Source organism: Ruegeria sp. CL5, assembly GCF_056536485.1.
In genome coordinates this window covers 77,380-100,110 of sequence record NZ_JBQFPS010000003.1, presented here as the reverse complement: position 1 = coordinate 100,110, position 22,731 = coordinate 77,380, and the positions used below count along the sequence as shown (strand labels likewise).

Below are 22,731 nucleotides of genomic sequence, written 5' to 3'. Positions count from 1 at the left end.
GATACAGGGATTCCACCCCGTCTATTCAAAGAAAGTCCCATAAACCCAACGAGCGATGTTCCGAGGGCAATACGGAGCTATGCCCGCTCAAATCCGCGCGCGATCTCGTAGTCAGTCACAACACGTTCAAATTCTTCGATCTCCACCTCAGCAGCGCGCACATAGTGGTCGATGACTTCGTCGCCCAAAGCCGCGCGAAGCATCGTAGATGCGTGTAACGCGTCACGCGCTTCGCGAAGATTACCCGGAATCATCCCGGATTCTCCCTGATATACGTCACCTTTGGTTGGAGCTTGAAGCTCTAGGCCCTGTTCAATACCTGCAATACCTGCGGCAAGCATGCCTGCCATGGCAAGATAGGGGTTCATATCAGAGCCGGGGATCCGGCACTCAATACGAATAGCTTTTGTACCATCGCCACAAAGTCGGTATCCGGCAGTACGATTATCCACCGACCAAATGATGCGGGTCGGTGCAAAAGTACCCTTCATGAACCGTTTGTAGCTATTGATGTAGGGCGCCATGAAGTAGGTGTAATCGGGTGCATACTTCAACAAACCGGCGGTATAGGCCTTCATCACCTCAGACATGCCCAAGCTGTCGCTTGGATCATAGAATGCATTTGAACCTTCTTTCCAAAGCGATTGATGAACGTGAGACGAACTGCCTACCTTGTCATGGTGCCATTTTGGCAGAAATGTCGCTGCATGGCCTTGCTGCCACGCGATTTCTTTGACGGCGTGTTTTGCGATTGTGTGATAAGCCGCCGTGTCCAATGCTGAGGCATACTTGATATTCAGCTCTTCCTGACCGGTCTCTGCTTCACCTTTCGAATTTTCCACCGGAATCCCAGCATTCCACAGATGATTGCGGATCGGGCGCATCACATGTTCTTCTTTGGTGGTTTGGAATATGTGATAATCTTCGTTGTAACCCGATATCGGCGCCAGATCCCGAAACCCGCTTTTGCGGATTTCATCAAAGTTCTTTTCGAAGAGGAAAAACTCGAGCTCGGTCGCCATCTTCGCATCATATCCAAGCGCATTCAGGCGTTTTACCTGTGATTTAAGCATCGCGCGCGGGGAATGAGGGACCTCCTCATGGGTGTGGTGATCAAGAATGTCACACAGCACGAGTGCCGTACCTTCCAGCCACGGTACCGGCCGTAGCGTGGTCAGATCAGGTTTCATAACATAGTCGCCATAGCCCCGCTCCCAGGAAGTCGAAGCGTAGCCATCCGGCGTTCCCATCTCCAGATCAGTTGCCAGCAGGTAATTGCAACAGTGCGTTTCCTCATAAGCACCCGCAACAAAATGCGCCGCGTGGAAACGTTTCCCCATTAAACGTCCCTGCATATCTGCAAAACAGACCAAAACAGTATCGATTGCGCCGTCTTGCACCTTCGCTTGAAGGTCCTCAAAAGTCATCGTTCCGCCCATGACAACTCCTCCAAATGAGCGATTTCCTTTATGGCAGGTTGAAGAAGCGTCAATAGCTCTTCCGTGATCTCCGCCACATCCTCCGGAGAGCGCATCAGATCATTGCGCACTTCGATCATGACATTCGCCAATCCACGGGACTGGGCGTGCAACCTGAGCGAATGTGTAACCCCATCGCCGGGTCCGTAAGGTTCATTCCGTTCTACCCGACGATGCGAAAGTAGAGTTTTCCGCGCCAGCATCGCGTCGGCCAAGCGACTGTCTTCATCATGCAACAGCCCGATTTCGACCGCACGCTTTACGCCGTAATATATCGGCGTAAAACTGTGTATCGTCACAACCACCGGATCGTTGTTGCGGGCTTCCAAAACGCCTGACACGGCCGCACAGAATGGTTCATAGACAGACTGTATTCTTGCATCGCGCTGTGACTGGTCCAGATTCTGATTTCCCGGAATCTCAATCAGCTCGGACCTTTCCGGTATCGCACTTGGCGCATCTGGTGGACGGTTACAGTCGTAAACCAACCGCGAAACCCGTAACAGTATGGCGGGCGCATCCAGGGCGACACTCAAGGCCAATGTAACTTCACGTGCACCAGGATCCCAAACCGCGTGGCTCAACCTGTCTTTTTCGGCAAGGCCCAACCCGTCATAAGCTTCGGGTATTGTGGAACTTGCATGCTCGCACAACAACACGACACGACCCTTGCCATTCGGATTCAATATCTCAACCGGGTCGATCATGCACCTGCCACCTCCCTGTGCAGATTTGCACCAAGGCTGAACTTTGTGCCACGACGCACCATATGAACGACAAAAACCATCAGCATCGCCACGCGCACAAATTCGAATAGAAATCTGCCATTTACCATCTAGCGTCCTTGGGTCATGGCCAATAGCTCGGCATGCAATGCAGGCGTCGCGGCTGATATCACACGACCATCCGAATTCAGATTGAGCGGATTACCATTCCAATCAGTAATCACACCACCGGCAGCTTCGATGACAGCCGCAACCGGAAGAAAATCGTAAGGTTGCAGGTCATAGTCAATAACCGCATCAACGTGCCCCATCGCAACCAGGGCATGGGGATAGCAATCGTAGGCGAACCTTCGGGTTTGCCCGGAATGCATCAAATCTCCGAACAAATCAGGGTGATCACGGTAAATCTTATCTCCTTCATTCACGAAGAATACTGCGTGGCTCAAACTCTCTGTTTCACTGACTGAAACCGACTGGCCATTTAGCATGGCCCCTTGCCCTTTGATACCAAGCAGACATTCATTCAGTGCGGGCATTCCAATCACGCCAAGCAAAGGTTCACCCTTAACAAGCAAACCCAACAAGAAGCCAAACAATGGATGGCCTGACAGAAACGAACGGGTGCCGTCAATCGGATCGATGATCCAGACATGATCACGATTCAACCCCTCGGCACCCTGTTCTTCACCAAATATTCCATCTTCTGGAAAGTGCTCAGCCAGGTAGGCACGCACGATGGTTTCGACGCCTTTATCTGCCTGAGTCACAGGGCTTTCATCGGTTTTGAATTCAACGCCCAAGCGGCCACGAAAATAACCCCGAGCTGCGTCAGCGGCCAAAGCTGCAATCTGCGTCGCATGCTCTGCATGTGTTTTCCCGTCCGTAGTCGATCTAACCATTTCTGAAGGGCTCAACATTCAATACGATCCATCTGCAATTACTGCTTTGATACCCCAGGCATCCAGTGATTGCGCGAGTGCCTTACTAAGCGCTTTATCGGTCACAATATGACTAATCTGGCGCGGGGCGGGTCCTACAAAGGGCGCAGATTCGCTGAGTTTGCCGTGGTCGAATGCAATCAGAATCTGGTCGGCACATTCCGCCACGATCTGCGCAAGCTCTGCCTCTGCATTGCTGTGATACAAAAAGCCTCGGCGTGGTGAAACGGCATCCGTACTGAGGATCGCCATGTCATATACCAGTCGCTGGGCCTGTCTGTGGGTTACGTGACCAAAGGCACCACGCTCATTGGCCTGCATTTCTCCACCAAGAATATGCACCCGGTTACCATTCACGTTGACCAGTGTCTGGGCCACTCCAATCGAATTGGTAGCTATTGTCAGGTTTTGATGCCGTCGCAGTTCTTCCGCGACAAATGCAGTGGTCGATCCAACATCAAGAAAAAGGGTCATGCCGTCAGAGACTAGCGTACTAACGACATTGGCAATCAGCCGCTTTTCTGTCGGGCGCTGAGTAATGCGCCGAAAAAAGCTGGGGTCGTTCTGTGTGCCCACCAAATAAGCACCACCACGCACGCGGGCCACCAGTGCGGTTTTGGAAAGGGACTTGATTGTTCTCCGTACTGTTTCCTCGGAAACGTCGAGCGCTTTCGCCAGATCTGTGTTCCGCGCAGAGCCACCCAGGCGCCTTAGCGCTTCAAGAAGCTCAATTTCTCGGTGTGTCTGCGACATCCGCTTTCCACAATATCCCTCGCAGCCCCCACGTTATCCCACAATTTTTTACAAACGCAACAATTCTTGCGTCCATATGTTGATTTTTGATGTTTAATGTGGATTTTGACGGGGCGTGCAGCGCATTCTTTGCTCGGCACAAGCAAGTTAGAATCACAACAGCTAGATTCCTGACATCAACTGAGCCGTCGGTCAATTCATCTGGAGCGTCAAAAGATGCACGACAAAAGAAACGTCCTTTTTATTATCACCGACCAGATGCGGGCTGATTGTGTGTTTGGTGCGCTGGCGAACCACGTTGATCTACCCCATTTGCGGGCGCTGATGAAAGACAGCGTCACCTTCACCCGTCATTTCTCGGTTACAAATCCATGCGGGCCATCGCGAGCATCGCTGCTGACGGGGCAATATGCGATGAACCACCGCTCGGTTCGAAACGGCACGCCTCTTCGCCACGACACGCCTTCGATCGCATCAGAGATGCGCAAGGCAGGCTATCTTCCTATGCTTTTTGGATATACCGACACCTCGCAGGACCCGCGTGTATTTGACGCCAATGATCCGGCTCTGCGTTCTTACGAGTTTCACCTGCCAGGTTTTCAGGAAATGGTGGAAATGCGCATGGAGATGTCTTTTCCCTGGCGATCACACCTTAAGAACAAAGGATATGTTTTCGACGACTATTTTGATGTTTTTAAACCCGTCTCGCCAACCGGGGACGCCCCGAAACTGAATGATCCTGCGCTCTATGCTGCAGAAGACAGCGACACAGCATTTCTGACTGACCGGTTTCTGGAAACCATGCCGGCTTATGCAGATCAGGACAAAGGATGGTTCGCCCATCTTACTTATCTACGACCACATCCGCCGCTGGTCGCGCCAACCCCTTACAACCAAATGTATGATCCGGCCAAACTGCCGAATCCAACGCGCCATGCTTCAGCACAAGCAGAAGACGCGCTCCATCCGTTCTTCGCACCTGCCAGAGCTAACAGTGCTGTTGAAGGATTTGTTGAAGGCTTCCCCGAACTCGAGCCAACTGACGAGGTCGTCGCGACCCTTCGGTCTATCTATCTGGGCCTCGCAACCGAAGTTGATCACCACATCGGTCGTGTCGTGCAGTTTCTGAAAGACAGCGGCCAATACGACAACACATTGTTGGTAGTCACAGCCGATCATGGCGAGATGCTGGGTGACCATCATAGTTGGGGTAAGATGTCGGTCTATGACGCGGCATACCATACACCCCTGATTGTCAGGATGCCGGGCGGTGCCGAAGGCGCACAGATCTCGAAACCAACGGAGAGCATCGATATTGTCCCAACGATCCTCGATTGGGTTGGGCAACCAGCTCATGACGCAATGAATGGCATAACATTGACGCCGTTCCTTGAGGGGAACCTACCAGAGAACTGGCGCAATTATTCTTTCTCTGAGCTCGACTTTGCGGACCCTATCGCGCCAACCCTTTGGCAGAAGACGCTTGGCACGGACATCTCGGACAGCTGTCTTGGCATTCTGCGCAATGATCGGTTCACACTTGTCCAGTTCGGAGCCGACCTACCACCCCTGCTTTTTGACCACAAAGGCAAAGGCGAAATGGAAAACGTCGCAGAACGACCTGAGTTTTCGCAGGTCCTCACCCAAATGACGCAGGAGATGTTACGGCATCGCATGCGTCACATGGACAAAACCTTGTCCAATTGGATGATTACTTCGGACGGGCCCCTCCATCCTTCGCAGCTGGCATCACAAGTGGATAAGAGTGGGAAAGCCTCTTAATTTTACCGCGTGGTGCTCAAATGGTAGTAGAGTCAGCAATCTGGCGTGAATTCTTCCATTAGATCAGTCATCGTTTACAGGAATTGCGGCCTCAATGCTGATCTTGCTTAGACCTGGCGCAACAAAAATCATTCTGGAGCAACATGAATGCAGAGCTTTCCCCAAGGTTTGTGCTCACTCTGCACTTTGACGGTACTGTCTTTGATCTCAGCGATTTTTGCGGTCAAAAGAGTTTCAATGGAGCCGATCTATTAGAATAGCTTGCGGGCGAACCAAACCATACAAACTCCATTTGTAAATTTTCAATCTATTGCGCTAACCTAGCTGCATGAGCCCGCTCCATCCGGCCAAGCCAACTAGCATTTTTCTCATAATGACGTTCTTGAACGTCTTGTTTTTTGCGACGCAGGTATATGCCCAAGAGCGTGTGGCATTATTAATCGGCAATTCAAACTATGAAGCCCCAGAAATGTCATTGCGCAATCCCGCAAATGACGTCGCAGCCTTGAGCGCTGCACTGGAGGAGCTTGGATTTTCCGTCACCCAAGCCACAGATCAGAACGCAGAAGCCATGCAAAGGGCGGTAGAGAAATTCGGCGTCTTAGCGAAGGGTGCTGAGATGGCGGTCTTCTTCTACGCCGGACACGGTGTTCAGATCGGAGGAGAAAACCATCTGATTGGCACAGATTTTGCAGGCAACGATCTATCGGCACTCAAGCAAAGCTCGATGACCCTAGATTTGGTGCGCGATGTGATGTCCAGGGCCGGACCAGATATCGGGATCTTGCTCTTGGACGCTTGTCGCAACAACCCGTTTACCGAAAGTGGGATGGTCGAAAATGGGTTGGTCAGAATTCGTGGCGGAGCCGGTTTGCTGATCGCTTATGCCACTGACCCCGGCAATGTGGCCTATGATGGATTGGAAGAAAACAGCGTTTTCACCTCGGGTCTTCTCGATCACATTGCGACACCCAATCTGGACGTTCGACTGATGTTGGGTCGCGTACGCCAACAGGTCGTTCTTGAGACAGATGGACGCCAAATTCCCTGGGTCGAGGAATCCGTTCTGGATGAGTACAGCTTTGCGCCGGTTCTGACTGGCAGTGCCCCTAAGGACGAATACACTATTGATCTGGAACATTGGCGGCGCATCGCCTCCAGTTCAGATGCACAGGATTTCGAGGGATACCTAGAGGCCCACCCGGAGGGATTGTTTGCTTCATTTGCGCGCGAAAGGATAGCCGCTCCCCTACCGGAACCAGCAGCTTCGCTGGCGCCGATCAACGCCTCGCTAACCGAAGCCGATCCCTACAAAATTGCCTCGGCATTGGTAGCTCTGGGGTATTTGAATGACCCCCAGACGCGCGATCTAGGCCCGGCATTGGACAATTATCGTAGCCAATTGCCAGAACGCGAAACTGCCTCGGCTGACCGCCTGCTTCAAGACGCGGCGCAAGTGTCGATTTTTCTGGCCACCACCACGCTGCAAAGACTACGCACCGATATTGTGGCGTTGCGCAGCCTGGAACGCACGCTTGGTATCGCCGAAGATGCATTGCGGCAAATCGAGGATATTGCCCGTACCGACGCAAACGCCTTGCCCATTTTGCAACAGGCGCGCAACGACATTTATGATATCTATCGATCGCGCGGAATCATCTTGCGCCGTCTAGACCAAAGCCGAAGCTACTACGAAGAAGTTCTAAATCGCGCTGTCATCTTCTTCCCTCCTGGCATCGATGCGTCAATAATAAGCAAAGCATCAGCACCGCGGGATCTGAACATCGCCGATGCGCGAATGAAGAACGACGCAGCTCTTTTTTTGCGGCACGTTTCGCAGGCAGAAGATAGTAGAAAAGGAAGTTACCAATGGCTGACCGATCTCATCCCTCCCGAATAGGTGCTGCACTTGTTGCGGTATCTCTTGCCCTCTCGGCTTGCGGGGATAGCAGTCAGACCTCGGCCCCTGCGACTGGCTCCACGGGAGCAACACAGGCTGAGGCCGATCTGGCGAAACAGGCCGCGGCGATGCAGAAAACAATCCTGCAAGGTGCCATTGCAGGTGGTGTCACCGGTGGCGCGATCGGATTTGGCCTTGGCGGTAGTGACGATATTGGGACAGGTATTTCAGTTGGCCTCGGGGCGGGTGCCCTGGCCGGAACCTACGTCGCCTTCGTTCAGCGCAACTATGCTGGCCGCGAGGCACGTCTGAGGCAAATCAAAAAAGATCTGGATCGCAATGCCAGTGAAATGCAAACGACGCTGAACGTTATGAACCAGGTTCTTGCGGCGCAAAGAGCCGAACTTGATGCACTGAACGCCAGCGTAGCAGCGGGCACAGCCGATCAGGCGGAGGTCACAAAAGAGCTTGCCGAGGCTAATGGCAATCTTGCTCAGATGGAGCTTGCAATTGACGGAGCTACCAAACGTCAGGCTGAATTCAATGAGGCCCGGAACCTGACGATTAAACGCGGTCAGACCGCCTCACCGATTGACGGAGATTTAGCAGCCCTATCGAACCAGATCACGCAAATGCGCGGGATCGCAAACGATCTGGCATCTTCGCTATGACGAAAGGCACAGCAACTCGTTTCGCCGCCCTGCCCTGCCTATTGCTGGCCGGATGTCAGACCACGACCGATCCGGCGGACGGCGGTTTCTTTGCCGGAGTCTCAGGTATCACAACCGGAGCCTATGATGATCGCATCGCTGCTGCCGAGTGGGATGTGGCCACCGCAGAGGCGCGCAACGAAGCCCTCGCCGCGCAAATCCGGAATTCTGAATCCGAATTGGCACAGTTGAAGTTGAATATTCTTCAACAGCGCGATGCAATCGGAGGGGGCGACGCCGCAACGGCTGCCCGCATCGACCGTGTGCTGAATGACGCGCCTACCGGTGCAACCCCGGATGCTAAACTGGCAGCATTACAAAAGAGCATCGCTGAAGCCCGCGCCCTGAGTGCCGATCTTGCCAAACTGTCGGGTTGATCCGCCTCAGCGCATTAACCCTGGCACCCACCAAGAGCCCAGCGGCGGAGATTGACCTTTAGGCCACCTCCATAGGGGTGTTGTTTGGTAACATTCCCGGCCTCGGGGCGATTCACGTAGGTCTGTGCTTGATCGCAAAGGGCTTCGGGTGTCCATTGATGGCAATTGGAGCAGTTCTGGTCTTTCCACAACTCGTCCGGCAACCCCTCGATTGGCGGAAATTGTGGCGTGCCCACCACCAGTTGATTGATGGTTTGCCCGCGTACATACGCGTTTCCAAAATCAAGCAGAGAGTCCAGCGTAACCAGCACATCTGCTGACGCATCAACCCCGCCTTGGGGCTCTGACACGTCGGAATCGGGCGCAGTCTTACGTGTCACGGATTCCTGTCCAAACCTCAGGGCCGCCAGACGGTCCTCCGCTTTGTTCGAAAACACACCTTCGGGAAAGCTCTGCAAATACACTTCGTAGGCGTGAACGGTATCGTCTGCCAGAGCGAGCTCATACATCAGGCGTTCTGTCTCATTAGCCTCGGCAACTTCCTCCTGCTGCTCAGGTGCATTCGCTCCAAGCAGCGGGGATGTCCCAAAGGACTCTGCCATAACCGTTTGCAAAAGACTGCTAGCCTCTTCGGCACGCGAACTATTGGGATACGCCCGCATGAAGAGCATAATTTGAACAGGGTCGCGTGTGGTAATCGCTTCCTGCCACAGTTCATCTTCACTTTGATTTTTGGCAATTTGCGTTTGGATCTGCGGTGAGAATGCAAAATCCTGTGTCAAAGACGATGTATCCCAAGGGGTTTGCAGGCCGCGCGTTTCTTGCAGTACGTCAACGCGAACTTTTTTGAACAACTGTTCGATGGCCATGCCCGGTGTTTCGATATGTTCTGCCAGACTGAGTGTGAACGGGCTGTTGCCTTTTTCGCCGTCCAGTGCAACCCCACCGGGATCGGTGGCATAGGCAAGAAAAGTGCCCGTCGGGGCCTTCATCTCGGCCAGGCCATTGTCATCCATGTTCGAAAGACTTTCGAATGGATTGTTCCGACAAGCGTCAAGAATGACGATATTGGTCTTGTTATGTGCTGATGCCATTTGATGCAGGACAGAACGCGCTTCAACTGCCATCAAGTCCAGATCAGCCGGATCACTGAGTGAGATATCGACCGGCAGCAGGTAATTCGAACCAAATGACTGTACGCCATGTCCGGCATAGTAAAAGAGCCCGACCGCATCTTCACCACTTTGACGCAGGTCGCGGCCAAACTGGGAAATCGCCCTTTTCATCTCAATCTGATTACTGTCCGTCAGATTTCGGACATCAAAGCCAAGGTCAGTTAGCTTTTCCGAAATCAGCTTTGCGTCCTTGACCGGATTGTCCAACGGCGAGACCGAACCATAGGCAGAATTCCCAATCACAAGCGCAATACGCGTCTCAGCCCCTGCCTGAGCAGCCCATGATATCGATATCATCGCAATCAGAACGTAATAAATGCGAAACACGCCAGATCCTTTGCCACCATCATCCTAGCATATCCGTGACGCCGAGACATCAAGCCAGCTAGAAATTGGTTATATGTGTCTTTTGGCTTTATTATGGCCACGGACTGACATATTCCGATTTGAGTATCAAGCATAGGAAGAGGTTCACACATGCCACGCTCAACCTTGATGCAAGTTCTTATTGCCATCGCGCTCTTGGTACTTTCGAATGCCGCATCGGCACAGAGCGCTGATCCATTTGAGCATGGCTGGACGCTTGATGCCGAAACCTCCGAATTGCAGTTTTTGTCCGTTAAGAAAAATTCGGTAGCTGAAAACAGTGGCTTTGCAACGCTCACAGGTGTGATCAACCCGGATGGTGCCGCTGAGATCAGGGTTCTGATGGACAGTGTCGATACCAACATTGATCTGCGCAATGTGCGCATGCGGTTTCTGTTTTTTGAGACCTTCAATTACCCTGAGGCTGTCATCTCAGCGCAGCTACCACCCGAAAAGTTGGTTGACCTGCATCAGGCACGTCACAAAATCATTGACCTGCCCTATACCTTGTCGCTGCACGGCGTAACAAAGGATGGTGTCGCGCAGGTTGCCATCACATTGGTCGACAATGACCGTGTCGCAGTGGCAAATACTACACCGATTGCAATCGCGCTGACCGATTTCAACCTCGAGGAAGGGCGGAGCAAACTGCAAGAGGCTGCGGGCGTTGACATCCTGCCCTTCGGTTTCGTCAGCTTTGGCTTCGTGTTCGACCGGGCGCAAGCGGGCACCCCTCCGCAACTTGTCGCGGCATCGACGACCCCCGGGGCCGCAGCGCTTGAAACCAAAGGCAATCTTGACCGCGAAGCCTGTGAAGGCCGCATGGAGATTCTTTCGCGTACAGGCAACATCTACTTCAATTCGGGCAGCGCCCGCTTGTCAGATGCGTCCATCCCGCTGCTGACCAACCTGCACAATATCGTTGATCGCTGCCCTGAACTGACAATCGAGATCGGAGGCCATACAGACAGTGACGGCTCAGATTCAGCAAATCGGGTGCTCAGCGAACGTCGCGCGCAGGCCGTCAACACCTATCTGGTCAATCAGGGTATCGCACCCGAACGTCTTGTAACCGTCGGCTATGGTGAAAGCCGTCCTGTGACTTCAAACGATACGGCCGAAGGCAAACGGCGCAATCGTCGGATCGAATTTGTGCCGGTGAATTAACCGAAATTGAAGAACAAGGGCTCAATCCCCGGCCAAAATAATCGGTTTGAAACCGCCGCTGCGCCATTGTTGCAGGGCTGAAATGAAATTCGGTCCTGGCACACCGTCGATGGTACTGGAGTAGTAGCCGGCTTTTTGCAGCAGTTTTTGCACTTCCATCAAAGTGTCCCGTGTCCACTGATCCGAGGCCAGTGACAACTGGTTCACAATCGTGCCGTTATCTTCTGCCGCACCCCGCAGCAACATGCGGGCTGCTTCGACGGGGTCTTGTGCAACGCCACGCCCCTCATCCAACAAGATCGCCGCCGCCAGATACCCCTGATATTCACCATCGCGCGCGGCTTTCTCAAAGTAGTTCAGCGCCTCTGTTGGCTCTCCGGAAACCCCATCCTGCGCCAGCACACCAAGGTTGAAGGTTGCTTTGGCTGATCCACCTTCGGCGGCTTGCTGCAATAGCGCGATCGCGCGCGCCTCGTCCTTAGGCACGATATTCCCTTCGAATAGTGTCACAGCCAGATTGATCATGGCGTCAAAACTGCCGCCTTCTGCCGCGCGTTCGTAGAGAGACAGCGCCATGTCTTGATCCTGTGGCACCCCTGTTCCGCTTTCATGCAGTTGCGCCAGCGAAACCATCGCCCGCAAGTCACCTGCCTCAGCCGCCTGCTTGTAAAGCGTAACGGCGCGATCCACATCCCCTGCAGCAATGGTTGCCCGCGCCAACAAGGCTACGTAGTGCGACAGATCAGGCGTCTGCGCAGTGGCAGCACTGCAGGCCTGTATAGCCGTCAATGCGTTTTCCTGAAGGCGGCTGAATGGCACCCCAGGGATGCTGGCCGTTCGGTCTCGGGGATGGGTCGCAAGACGTTCACATATACCGCCCGGGGTACTGTCTTCGGGGCGCGGAATTGATGAAATTAAGCGCTGCGCCTGACCGGCATGAGCACCGTTGGGGTATTGCTCCAGATAGAATTCGAGCAGCGGGCGCATGCGGCTGCGCTGTGCAAGTTTCCAAAGACGCTCGGCTTGCTCGTCTTCCTCTTCGACGGTCACCGCGCGGGTCAGCGTTTGCGCCTGCCCTGCCCGGTCCAGAAATGCCACAACTTCGTTCACATGTGCGCCTTGCGGGTAGCGATCTATGTAAAGCTGCATGAGCGAGGCATCCTGCGCATTAGCCGCAACCTGCCACAGCAACGTCTCTTCCGAGGCAGTAACGGGGCTGTTGTCAAAACGGAACTGCCGCGTCAAAGACGAGTTGTCCCAAGGAATTTGACGTCCCCCCGTTGAAGCCAGAACATCCTTGCGGACCGAAATCATCAGATCCGAGATGTCCTGTCCGGGCGTGTAGATATGGCTCAGCAACGCTTCGGTGAAAAAACTGTTTCGACCGGTGCCGTCATAGGCCACGTTGTCAGGTTGGGTCGCATAAGCAAACATGAAATCCGCGGCGCTGCCAACACGTGCCAGCCCGTCACCGCCAACCTCAATCCCGGTGCCTACAAAAGGATTGTCGCGACAGGCATCAAGAAAAACCAGTCGAATACCGTCTGACCGTTCCATTCGGCTAACGAATTCGTCCATCTGAATCGTCTGTTCCGGAATGTCATCCGGTTCCGTGATCTGAGCATCAACTGGGACCAGATAATTGCGCCCGCCCACTTGAAACCCATGGCCTGCATAAAAAAGCAGCGACACATCGGAATCCGCCGCAGTTGCACCGTAAGATTCTGCGAGTGACAGCATTTCATCATGCGTCAGATCGGTGCCCAGAAACACCTCAAACCCGAGCCCTTCAAGCGCGATGGCCAGATCGGACGCATCGTTGATCGGGTTATCCAGCGGGCTCACCGACAAGTAGTCCGAGTTGCCGATGACTAGCGCAACACGTTTGTCAGCCAGTGCCATTGAAGCACCGAACATCAACAGTAGAAGCGCCGCGAGGCAACGTTTCAGGTACACTGGCTAAGTTCTCCGACGTCTTAGAGACCGATGGCGCGCGTCAGTCCGATTTCCGCCTGACCAACAGCCGCCACTATCGTTTCTACCTGCTGGTTCTGGATGATGGCAAGTTCGGGATCGCTTGCTCTTATCAACGTGATAGCTTTTCGGATCTCCCTCTGAGCCTGACGAATTTGACGCCGTGCCTGCTGGACGGCTTCGCGTCGAATCGCGTTGCGTTCCTCTGCGGTCGTGGCAAGCGACAGACGGCGGCTGGCTTCTTCGCCAGTTTCGCGGATACCGGCACTGGCACCGCGAATGATATCCCCAACGGAATCCAGTCCCGGTGGTAGGCCCTTAACGATCCCATCTAGATCGGCAGCATACTCATCCATCGCTTGGGCCAGACAGGCAAGATATTCGCTAACGCTTTCACCACTACTGGCACAGGATGCAATCTCTTCGTCAAATTCCTGCGACACATTTTCGACTGTCCCCAGCGCGGCTTCTGCCTCGGCGACAGTTGTCACGGCTGTGCCTCCGCCACCTCCGCCGGTGATTGTAGTGTCGACGGTCGGCGTAACCTCAATTGTAGGCGTCGGAGGAACTGTAATAATCGTGCCGTTTGTAATGACGGCCGCCCCCGGCAAAGCGGCAATCGTAAAGACCTGCCCGCCGCTGCTGGTCACAGAACTTCTGCCCAATGTAAAGGTCGTCGCCCCGGGTGAAGTGCTGGCGAAATTCAACGGACTGAAAACGCTGGAAGTATTCAGCGTATCGGATGCCGGACCAAACCGATAAAGCGATGGCCCACCATAGACCGTACCCGTCGTTGAGGCGCTAGATGTCTCGCCGGCCGGGACGGCAACATCGTCAGGTATGGCGAAGAGCACGGGCGAAGTTGTGTAATTTGCAGGGTTTGTACTGCCGGTTCCCGGTGCCCACACGCTGGTGAAATCCCATCCCAGAGAAGAGGCGCGTCGGTAAAAGCTCTCGGTGTCCTGCAGCTGCGATGTGGTCAGTGCAGTGCCACCGTCACTGGTGCTGACCCCCGTAGTTTGGCTATCCCAGAATGAAGCCGTAACCGAGGCTGAGGGATCGTTAAAGACGACCAGACCGCCGAAGGTTGTCGACGCCAACCCGCCAGAGGTTATGTCGCCAGTCGCAAATGTGCGTTCGATCGTACCGACAGTTCCAAAATCAGGGTCTGTTTCGTTGTCGACCACAAGGCCACCGATGGTTACGGTATCATCAATATTGACGGCCGTAATGTCTGATGTGGAGTATGAATCTCGGATAATACCCCTGTTAAACGTCACCAAACCCGCGCCAATAGCGTCTCCACCACCCGTTTGACTGGACAAAATGACGGGGCCGGAACTGTTAGACCTTTCGATAATCCCGACATTGTCACCGACTAGTCCTGCCGCGGATAAGAATGTACTGGACGCGTCGATAGGAAAGATGGATTCGACTCTAGCTGTACTAAAACTGTCTTCGATTGTACCGGTGTTCGTAACAACCAAACCTGCCGCCACAGATCCGCCACCCGCGCCTTCGGCAGTAACCGATCCATCGACTGAGACCCCGCTTATCAAACCGTCGTTGAACACAGCCAAAACAGCCGCGTTTTCGCCATCTATATCTGCATCGGTTACGGACAAGTTGGAAACTGATCCCGATGTTTCGATAATTCCGAACATGGCAGTGCTACCGCCCCGATCAATATTTAACCCATCAATCGCAAACCGATTTCCATCCAATGACCCCGAGAAAGTATCGATTGGGTCAAATCCTCCGGACCAGCCGGATGTGACAGACGCATCGATGTTGTTCACCAATTCAAAGCTGTCAGCATCCAGCCCCGTGCTGTCTATTCCTTGCAGGCCATATACATCCGTCAACTGATAGGGGCTGGCGGCAGTTCCGCTACCACCCAGCGCCCTCAGGAATGTGGCCCCGTCCGTGATCGAGAAATCGCCTGCCGAAAAGGACGGAATCGCGCCGCCGTTCTGATCCCATGAGCCGCTTTCCAGAGTGAACGACGCAACATCGATTGCACCGCCAGAGCCGGTTACAACGTCACCAACCGCATCGATCGTTAATCCGCCATCAGGCGCTGTAATAGCGGCGTTGATATCAATATCGTTGTCCGCAACCAGCGTCAGGTCGGATGCAGTGCCCCAAGTGATCGCCTCTTCGACAGTGATGTTGCCAGGCTCCCCATCGGGGCCGCCCAGATCGACTGGTGGCCCGCTTCCTGGGATCAACGCCCCGGTTCCGGCCGTCGTGATGGTCACATCGCCCAGCCCCAGATTGGAAACGATGGTTCCCGGATCAATCGTCCCCGCCGCACCGCTGGAATTGACCGCGATATTCGACGGATCGAGCAGCAGCGTACCGTGGGTTCCGACCGGTGCCCGCGTGTCGGTGAGGCCCCGGTAGGTCAGCACCTCTTTGCCTGACACCTCGGCAAAGCCGCCATCGCCAGCCTGATCGCCGCCGCGGGCCGAGTTGAAGCCTGAAAACGTGGTTTCATAATCTGACCACACGATGATCTGCCCGCCATTGCCATGGCTGCCGCCATCAGCGATCAACTGGCTGTCCGCATCGACCGTAGTGGTCTGCGCCCGCTGCAGGTCGCCCTGGCCCTGCAGATCGCCGCCCGCACGGATCGATCCGCCATCGCCCGCGCCTGCGCCGCTGGCATCCAGCGTGGCACCCGCCAACGCAATCGCCTCGCCGGTGATGGTGATGTCGCCGCCCGTCTGCGGCCGCACCACAGGCCGGGGCGAACTGGCCACCAGCGTCTCACGCGCCGAGGTGTCGATGGTCCCGCTGACATGCACCGCACCGCCCGAGCCACCCAGCACAACCGCGCCGGAAACGCCTCCAACGGATTTCGCCTCAATCACTCCAGACATGTTGATCACCTGCCGCGCGGCATCGCGCGCGCTGGCTGCTTTCAGATGAACCAGACCACCCTCAGCCTCGATCCGCCCCGAATTGGTGACCAAGGCCTCCATCGTGGCATCATCGCTGTCCGATGGAACCGCCACCTGCAAAAATCCATCGCCTGAGACGTCTAGGGTTACCTGTTCACCGGCACCCAAACCGACCTTGCCCAATGGCACCCTGATCAAGCCCGAGTTAGATACCTTGCCGCCGATCAGCGCCGCATAGCCACCGGGAACGATGGAGATCGTTCCGGCATTCTCAACCGAAGCTGAATTTCCGCTACCTTCGAAACGATATCTCCCGTTCAAAAAATCATCATCCGAGATAGCGAGGGTCGAGGCTACAAATCCGCCTGTATTTACATGACCGTTCGGCCCGATGAAAATGCCATTGGGGTTGACGAGAAACACCCGCCCGTTCGCATTCAGCTGCCCGTGGATTTGGCTAGTGGTATCACCCATCACCCGGTTCAGGATCGCGCTCTGCTGTCTGGGCTGATGAATATTAACTGTCGAACCGGAACCGACCGAAAATCCGTCCCAGTTCACAATAGCGGTGTCTGAATTTTGAGTTATGTCCAGTTGTGTGCCGCTGGGCTGCGATATTGTCGCACTGCCTGCGGCCACGGAACCACCTGTGGGCAAGGACTGCGCCATCGCAGTCGTGCCCCAAAGCAATGCCGTGGCTGAAACTATCGCAGTCCGAAGTATCTTGTCGGTGCGCTCAGAATCTCCGGCTCGCAACGATACTGAAGCGGTTTCCATCAGCTCCCAGGTCATCGCGTTCACCTCTCCCATACTCAACTCGTAACGAACCCGACTTATAGGTCGAGTTTTCAATGACAAACAAATCAGCGCCGATCCCATAGGAATAGGCCGTGGTGGTGCTTTGCTCAAATATCGTAGGCTGTTCTAATCCCAGTTCCCCATAAGCACCAAAGATATAGGGCTTCAACAGCAGCGGAACTCCGGCGAGTTCAATCTGTTGAGATCGTCCCACTTCGGACCGCACGACCCAACCATCATCACCACGTAGCGAGCCCGCGTCAAACGTTGACAGCTCGCTGGAGCTGGCGACGCTGAACTGCTCTGATGTAACCAGCGGATCGCCAAAACTAGATTGAATGCGGCCGCTTAGATTCAACGACCAATTGGCATTTATCGGGCGCTGATACTGACCGGCCAAAACGAGTTTGGTGAATTCAGCACTGGCACCCTGCCGAGACAAAGGTGCTTCATCAGGCCCGACCGATGTGCTGGCTCCAAATGCATCTAACCCACGAGACAGGATAGCACTGCCGCGCAAGAATGCCCCATTATCATAGTTTCGCGTAACATCTAATGTTGCGCGCAAGACGCTTGTATCGTCGTCGTATACCGGGACTGAATCTGATCCGATCAGCAAATCTTGAGAATCGCTGATACGGTCAAAGATCAGCTGCGATGTCAGATTTAGCTGCCTCGATCGAATCCATGGATAATACAGCCTCAGAGACAACCTCTCGAATTCGCTTTCATTCGGAACAATGTCTGTTTCGGGGCGCGCCTTACTGGATGTTACTTCTGCATTAAACGTCAGACCATCATAGCCAATCGGGAATACGGTACCTGCCGCGACTATTCGGTATTCAGGGTCGCTCGAGAAAAACCGCGTAGGGGACCCGCCCACATTGAAGTAGAAGGTCTCTCCAAGATCGAGAAAACCGTTCATCTCAAGCCCCAGGCTCAGGTTCACGGGACCAAGCTCATCCGATAATGTGTTGTCGAACCCAAATGAGCCGGTAATTTCTTTGAATTCTCCGTCCAGTGTTAGAATCGTTCCGCCACTGGCGTCCCCGGCTGATAGGGTCGATGCCAGCCGAACTCCAAATGTATCACCCGCTAGCAATAGTGCCCGTTCAATCTCTTGCAGCCTGATACCGCGTTTGCCGATCAGTGGTTCAGTGATCGCCACCACCCGGTCGCGAACTTGTTCGGGAACCTTCCGGGCATCGATACGCTCGACAAACCCATCAACCACAACAATGCGAAGGGTTCCACCGTCGCGCAGAGTCTGCTGCGGCAAAACCACACGACTTAGGACAAACCCGGCATTGGCGTACGCGCTTTCCAGACGGTTGGTCGCCGCAAAGATTTCAGACGCCGCGACGCGCTTGCCCGACAACCGCTCAACAAAGGCGGTATTTGCACTCTCCATCTGTGGCAGAGCACCTTCGATATCGACCCGCCCAACCGTCACGAATAACCGGTCCGCGCCCTCCGGGATCGGAGCACCCGGATCCCGCGCCACAGTCACTGGCCCAGTGCTTTGCTGATTTTGTGGCTGAAACGTCGAAGGCGCAATGTTGGACGCGCTTTGCGCCCAGGCGCTATCCGCAAGAATGTTCAAGCTGCCGGCGGCAAGTGAAAATATCACGCTGATATTTTGGAGGCGCTGAAACTTCTTAGGCAGTAGCTTCGACATTGGTGACCTTTGGTGACGGCGAGAAACAGTACTCAGAAAAACCCAGCGTATACGCCAAAGCAAGATTGTATTTACCATTTACGAAAACTCGTTGGATTTACTGTTCTGGGTATCACGTTTAGTGGCTTTGAAGTCCGTGTCCAACTTCACATAACGCGCAACGGATCGCGAAACTACAGCAGACCTTGTTCCAGCCACTCTTCTATCTTGTCTCGACTGACTTCGAAATGCATGGAATCCTCGCGCCCCCATGCAGCCCCCCAGACCCAGCCTTCCTGGCGGAAAAAATCGGCAAGGATAGTGAGGCCAAGTTGAGTTTTTCCATCGCCCAAAGTGTCGAGCACACCGTCGATGTTCAGATCAACAGCCAGTCCATAAGCATGCGCCGAGGCTGAGGATGTCGCTCCTCGAATTCGGCGGACACACAAAGACCCTGCCGTATTAATACGGGCAAATAAATCAGGATCGGTTCGTCGGATATTGTCGAATACAGTGCGCAGGGAATCGATTGCAGGTTTCAGCATCCGCACACGAACAGGCCCCACTTCTTCAAGGACCAACAGATTTTCCAGACGCGGATTAGTCATTGACTGGCAACTATCTGTTAAGTCCTCGCGCGGCAGACCAAACGTCTCTTTCAAGAATGTTGAATTTGCCAGCTGAAGTTGTTGATTCACCTTCTTACGATTGGCTATCAGAACAACCTGAGCATAGGCATCGATGATGTCGTTTGGTGTGGTGCTGTCATAGCCATAATCATCGGCACCGTCGGCACCTTGTTGCAACAAAGGTCCACCGCTTTGCGATCGAGAGATTTCCAGAGATAACTGCTCAATCTGATTGCGCATGTCTTCGACTTGCTGGCTCAGCATTTCAATCTCGATCCGGGCGCCTGAGTCGATTGCGGGCCCCTCAAAATCACTTTCAATAGGGACTATTATAGGGAAGACATACCAGATGATCGGGGCAAGGATTATCGCCACACCAAGGATTATCGCTGGAACGGTGCGCATCTGCTGTGTTTTCCTGTGTCTCACTGCCTTTATGCATCAACCTAGAAGTCGACGGACAGGATGTCACGTCTTTGCCCGAAATTGTTAATCTCATATGTGACTTTCTTCATTGTCGCTGATCAGAGGCAGGGGTACTCTTTGTCTCAAATATGGAAGGACTTCAGTAATGCCTGCATTTTCATCGACGAAAACTATCGGGGCTTCGGCTTTTGCATTTGTGTGTGCGACACAATTTGCACTGGCGCAGTCAAATGAGCTGACAGCCGACGAAATCACCGACGCATTCAACAAACAAAAAACCCGCGGACTCGTGATCGTGCCCTCAAATTCCGGCACCGAAACTACACAAGACACCGCTGAAACCACTGTTGCTGCAGCGCCCGCCGAGTATCAACCCGTCGCAACAGAAGACCAGGTCAATATTCAGGTTCGTTTCGATTTCGCCTCGGCTGCACTGCGGGACGATGAAAAACCGAAATTGGCCTCGCTCTGTCAGGCGATGAAGAACGTCGACGTGAATGTCTTCCAGATTATCGGACACACCGACAGCGCAGGATCTGCGGAGTACAATCAAAACCTGTCTCTGTTGCGCGCAAAAGAGGTCAAACGCTTTCTTGTCAGCGATTGCGGCATCTCGGACCAACGCCTGGAAGTGCTCGGCGTCGGTGAAGCACAACCTCTGAATAAGGATAACCCGCGTGCAGATGAAAATCGCCGCGTTGAATTTCAGGCTCTCGGCTGATTTAGTCTCCTCTGATAACAACTAAATTCGAGGGCGGCATGACTGAATCCCGCACAGGTGACCTGTTTCAGCCGGGCGATCTGGTGAACAATACCTATCGGATCGAAGCGATCCTTGGGCGGGGTGGAACGTCAGACGTTTACCGGGCACGCTCCGAGATTTCGGGGCGACTTGCCGCACTCAAGGTATTGAAGGCCGAATTCTCCAGTAACGACGATTATCTTGTCCTTCTGACCCGAGAAGAAGAAATTCGCGACATCCGCCACGACGCGGTTGTGCGGTATTCTGAAAATAACCGCACCGCCGACGGACATGTCTATCTGGTGATGGATTACGTCGACGGACCCGGACTGGACCGGAAGCTGGCCGAGGGTCCGATGTCTGCGCCTGAAATTCTCACTGTGTGCAAACGGGTGTGCGAGGGATTGGAGGCCGCCCATGCCCGCAATATCGTCCATCGCGATCTGAGCCCGGATAACATCATCCTACGTGATGGCGATCCTGCACAGGCGGTGATTATCGATTTCGGTATTGCCAAGGACACCAATCCTGGCGCGGAGACCATCGTGGGTGGTGAATTTGCCGGCAAATATGCCTACGCAGCGCCCGAGCAGTTGTCGGGTAAAACCGATCAACGCACAGATATCTACTCTTTGGGCGCGTTGCTACTTGCAAACTTCCGGGGCGAAAAAGCAAACTCAGGGCGCAACCTGCTGGAGGTTGTCGAAAGCAAGAAAGAGCCCCTGGACACAACAAATGTGCCTGAGCCTCTGAAATCCATTCTCGACAAGATGACCGCCCCGGATCCAAATGACCGATTTCAATCGGCCGGTGATGTACTAAGGGCGCTTGCCTCTGCACGATCAGAACCAGTTGAGAGGGCAATCCCTGACACTGATGAAGATGCCACCATAATTGTTCCTAAAGGTAGCGCTCCCGCACCTGCGATGGCCGCGCCTGAATCCACGCCTACTCAGGAAGTGCAGACACCGAAGCCCTCTCAGCCTGCAATCGCAAAAAAGTCGCGGACAGGGCTTATGGCGACTTTGGGCGTTGTTATCGTGGGCGGGGCCGGGATTGGCGGCTATCTAAGCGGCACCTTCGATGGTCTGTTGGGCCGGTCATACCCCGCCGTCGCGCCCTACACATTGGTAGCGGACAAACGCGATGGGCAGCCCCCGCGTGCGGTTGGGTTCGTACCATCGGAAGAAACCCGGGATGCTATGACACGCGAGATTACCGGAGATGGCGGTACGGTCGATTTGACATTGGCATCGGGCGACATTTCAGAAACCTGGGGAAGCGCCGTCAGCGATGTCGTAGACGCGGTAATGGACCTGGAAGAATGGCGTCTGGTCGTGAACGGCAATGATGCCCAGTTGACCGGACAGACCACGAACAAGGCCCTGCACACAGAGTTGGAGCAGCTTTTTTCCGCAGGATTACCTGCTGGGCTGCAGGGAACAGTTGATCTGGAACTTGAAACTCTATTCGTTACAGCAGCAGAGATCAGACCAATTTTGGCAGGCTTGGCCGATTGTGGCACGTTGCAATTGGTTGACCCGCCTACAACCGGATACGGGCTTGAAACCCCGGTCCGGCTGAGCGGCACACTGGCGTCTCAGGACAGCTTAATCGGGCTTGAAACCGCTTTGACGGCGCTTGTTGGCACACGACCCGTGGATTTGGATCAGATTGCGCTCTTGAATCCTACCCTGTGTCTGATCGAGAACTATCTTCCAACTGCACCGACCAGCGATATTTCGATCGCATTCTATAACGGTGAACAGGATAACGCGCCAAATCCCAATGGTGATTTTATCGTCGGCCAGAACCCGGTGATCGATGTCAAACTGCCAAATGATGCGCAGGACGGATTTCTGTCTGTTTCAGTTCTTGATGTCTCAGGAAACGTATTCCACCTGCTGCCCAATGTGACGCGCCAGGAAAACGGCATCCCGGCCTTAAGGGACGGCCAAACAGGACCCATGTCAGTACGCGTTGCTTATTCGATACCAGAGAGCCAGGAAAACGGAGGCATTGCTTTCGAGGTTGATGATTCCACCTTGGGCAAAAGCAAAGTCATCGTGTTGCATAGTGACAAACAGTTATTCGACACTCTGCGACCAACCACCGAATCCGCAGCAGGATATGCCGAAGCGCTGCGCGAGCAAGATCGCAACGTCGATACGCAGATCCTGTCGCTGGACAGCCGTATTCTGACTACGCTGGAACAATGACCTGGCCTC

The 22,731-nt window shown here is 54.2% G+C and carries 17 protein-coding genes; 7 read left to right on the top strand and 10 right to left on the bottom strand.

The annotated features are described in order from the left end of the window. Positions 1 to 77: 77 nt before the first annotated feature. From ACR0IU_RS06635 to ACR0IU_RS06615, 5 genes are read right to left on the bottom strand one after another with little or no spacing between them, the layout of a single operon-like run. Positions 78 to 1,439, bottom strand: coding sequence for a glutamine synthetase family protein (locus ACR0IU_RS06635; RefSeq protein WP_480715691.1), 1,362 nt, complete (start codon positions 1,437 to 1,439; stop codon positions 78 to 80). After that, positions 1,424 to 2,185, bottom strand: coding sequence for an N-formylglutamate amidohydrolase (locus ACR0IU_RS06630; RefSeq protein WP_480715690.1), 762 nt, complete (start codon positions 2,183 to 2,185; stop codon positions 1,424 to 1,426). Before ACR0IU_RS06630 ends, ACR0IU_RS06635 begins: the two co-directional genes overlap by 16 nt. Beyond that, the gene (locus ACR0IU_RS06625) at positions 2,182 to 2,313 is read right to left on the bottom strand and encodes a hypothetical protein (RefSeq protein WP_319544433.1); all 132 of its coding nucleotides are present in this window, start codon (positions 2,311 to 2,313) and stop codon (positions 2,182 to 2,184) included. The genes ACR0IU_RS06630 and ACR0IU_RS06625 overlap by 4 nt, the downstream gene beginning before the upstream one ends. After that, entirely contained in the window at positions 2,314 to 3,102 is a 789-nt protein-coding gene (locus ACR0IU_RS06620; RefSeq protein WP_480715689.1) for an inositol monophosphatase family protein, read from the bottom strand. It lies immediately after the preceding gene. 18 nt (positions 3,103 to 3,120) lie between these two features. Next, the gene (locus ACR0IU_RS06615; RefSeq protein ID WP_480715688.1) at positions 3,121 to 3,894 is read right to left on the bottom strand and encodes a DeoR/GlpR family DNA-binding transcription regulator; all 774 of its coding nucleotides are present in this window, start codon (positions 3,892 to 3,894) and stop codon (positions 3,121 to 3,123) included. Between the two features lie 216 nt (positions 3,895 to 4,110). Between ACR0IU_RS06615 and ACR0IU_RS06610 the strand changes: the two genes are divergently transcribed. The 4 genes from ACR0IU_RS06610 (at position 4,111) to ACR0IU_RS06595 (ending at position 8,663) form a co-directional block, all read left to right on the top strand. Continuing rightward, positions 4,111 to 5,676, top strand: coding sequence for a sulfatase-like hydrolase/transferase (locus ACR0IU_RS06610; protein ID WP_480715687.1), 1,566 nt, complete (start codon positions 4,111 to 4,113; stop codon positions 5,674 to 5,676). Between the two features lie 328 nt (positions 5,677 to 6,004). Then, on the top strand, positions 6,005 to 7,576 hold the full coding sequence (locus tag ACR0IU_RS06605) for a caspase family protein (protein ID WP_480715686.1): 1,572 nt from the start codon (positions 6,005 to 6,007) through the stop codon (positions 7,574 to 7,576). Continuing rightward, complete coding sequence (locus tag ACR0IU_RS06600) at positions 7,546 to 8,247, top strand: hypothetical protein (protein WP_319544428.1); 702 nt, start codon at positions 7,546 to 7,548, stop codon at positions 8,245 to 8,247. Before ACR0IU_RS06605 ends, ACR0IU_RS06600 begins: the two co-directional genes overlap by 31 nt. Beyond that, the gene (locus ACR0IU_RS06595; RefSeq protein ID WP_480715685.1) at positions 8,244 to 8,663 is read left to right on the top strand and encodes a hypothetical protein; all 420 of its coding nucleotides are present in this window, start codon (positions 8,244 to 8,246) and stop codon (positions 8,661 to 8,663) included. Before ACR0IU_RS06600 ends, ACR0IU_RS06595 begins: the two co-directional genes overlap by 4 nt. Before the next feature lie 14 nt (positions 8,664 to 8,677). Here the strand turns inward: ACR0IU_RS06595 and ACR0IU_RS06590 are convergent, their stop codons facing one another. Then, positions 8,678 to 10,165, bottom strand: a complete 1,488-nt coding sequence (locus tag ACR0IU_RS06590; RefSeq protein WP_480715684.1) for a caspase family protein — start codon at positions 10,163 to 10,165, stop codon at positions 8,678 to 8,680. Between the two features lie 150 nt (positions 10,166 to 10,315). Between ACR0IU_RS06590 and ACR0IU_RS06585 the strand changes: the two genes are divergently transcribed. Then, positions 10,316 to 11,371, top strand: a complete 1,056-nt coding sequence (locus tag ACR0IU_RS06585; protein WP_480715683.1) for an OmpA family protein — start codon at positions 10,316 to 10,318, stop codon at positions 11,369 to 11,371. Between the two features lie 21 nt (positions 11,372 to 11,392). Here ACR0IU_RS06585 and ACR0IU_RS06580 read toward each other — a convergent pair whose 3' ends face one another. The 4 genes from ACR0IU_RS06580 to ACR0IU_RS06565 all read right to left on the bottom strand — a co-directional run bounded on the left by ACR0IU_RS06580 (position 11,393) and on the right by ACR0IU_RS06565 (position 19,740). After that, positions 11,393 to 13,327: a caspase family protein gene (locus tag ACR0IU_RS06580; RefSeq protein ID WP_170543765.1), complete on the bottom strand. Its 1,935-nt coding sequence runs from the start codon at positions 13,325 to 13,327 to the stop codon at positions 11,393 to 11,395. 20 nt (positions 13,328 to 13,347) lie between these two features. Then, on the bottom strand, positions 13,348 to 17,043 hold the full coding sequence (locus ACR0IU_RS06575; RefSeq protein WP_480715682.1) for a two-partner secretion domain-containing protein: 3,696 nt from the start codon (positions 17,041 to 17,043) through the stop codon (positions 13,348 to 13,350). After that, positions 16,988 to 18,727 carry a ShlB/FhaC/HecB family hemolysin secretion/activation protein gene (locus ACR0IU_RS06570; protein WP_480715681.1) on the bottom strand — a complete coding sequence of 580 codons (1,740 nt, stop codon included), beginning with the start codon at positions 18,725 to 18,727 and terminating at the stop codon, positions 16,988 to 16,990. The genes ACR0IU_RS06575 and ACR0IU_RS06570 overlap by 56 nt, the downstream gene beginning before the upstream one ends. Positions 18,728 to 18,900: 173 nt before the next feature. Then, positions 18,901 to 19,740 carry a M15 family metallopeptidase gene (locus tag ACR0IU_RS06565; RefSeq protein WP_480715680.1) on the bottom strand — a complete coding sequence of 280 codons (840 nt, stop codon included), beginning with the start codon at positions 19,738 to 19,740 and terminating at the stop codon, positions 18,901 to 18,903. A 166-nt stretch (positions 19,741 to 19,906) separates the two neighbouring features. Between ACR0IU_RS06565 and ACR0IU_RS06560 the strand changes: the two genes are divergently transcribed. Then, positions 19,907 to 20,482: an OmpA family protein gene (locus ACR0IU_RS06560; RefSeq protein WP_170543757.1), complete on the top strand. Its 576-nt coding sequence runs from the start codon at positions 19,907 to 19,909 to the stop codon at positions 20,480 to 20,482. Positions 20,483 to 20,520: 38 nt separating this feature from the next. Then, the gene (locus tag ACR0IU_RS06555; protein WP_480715679.1) at positions 20,521 to 22,722 is read left to right on the top strand and encodes a serine/threonine protein kinase; all 2,202 of its coding nucleotides are present in this window, start codon (positions 20,521 to 20,523) and stop codon (positions 22,720 to 22,722) included. Positions 22,723 to 22,731 lie beyond the last annotated feature (9 nt).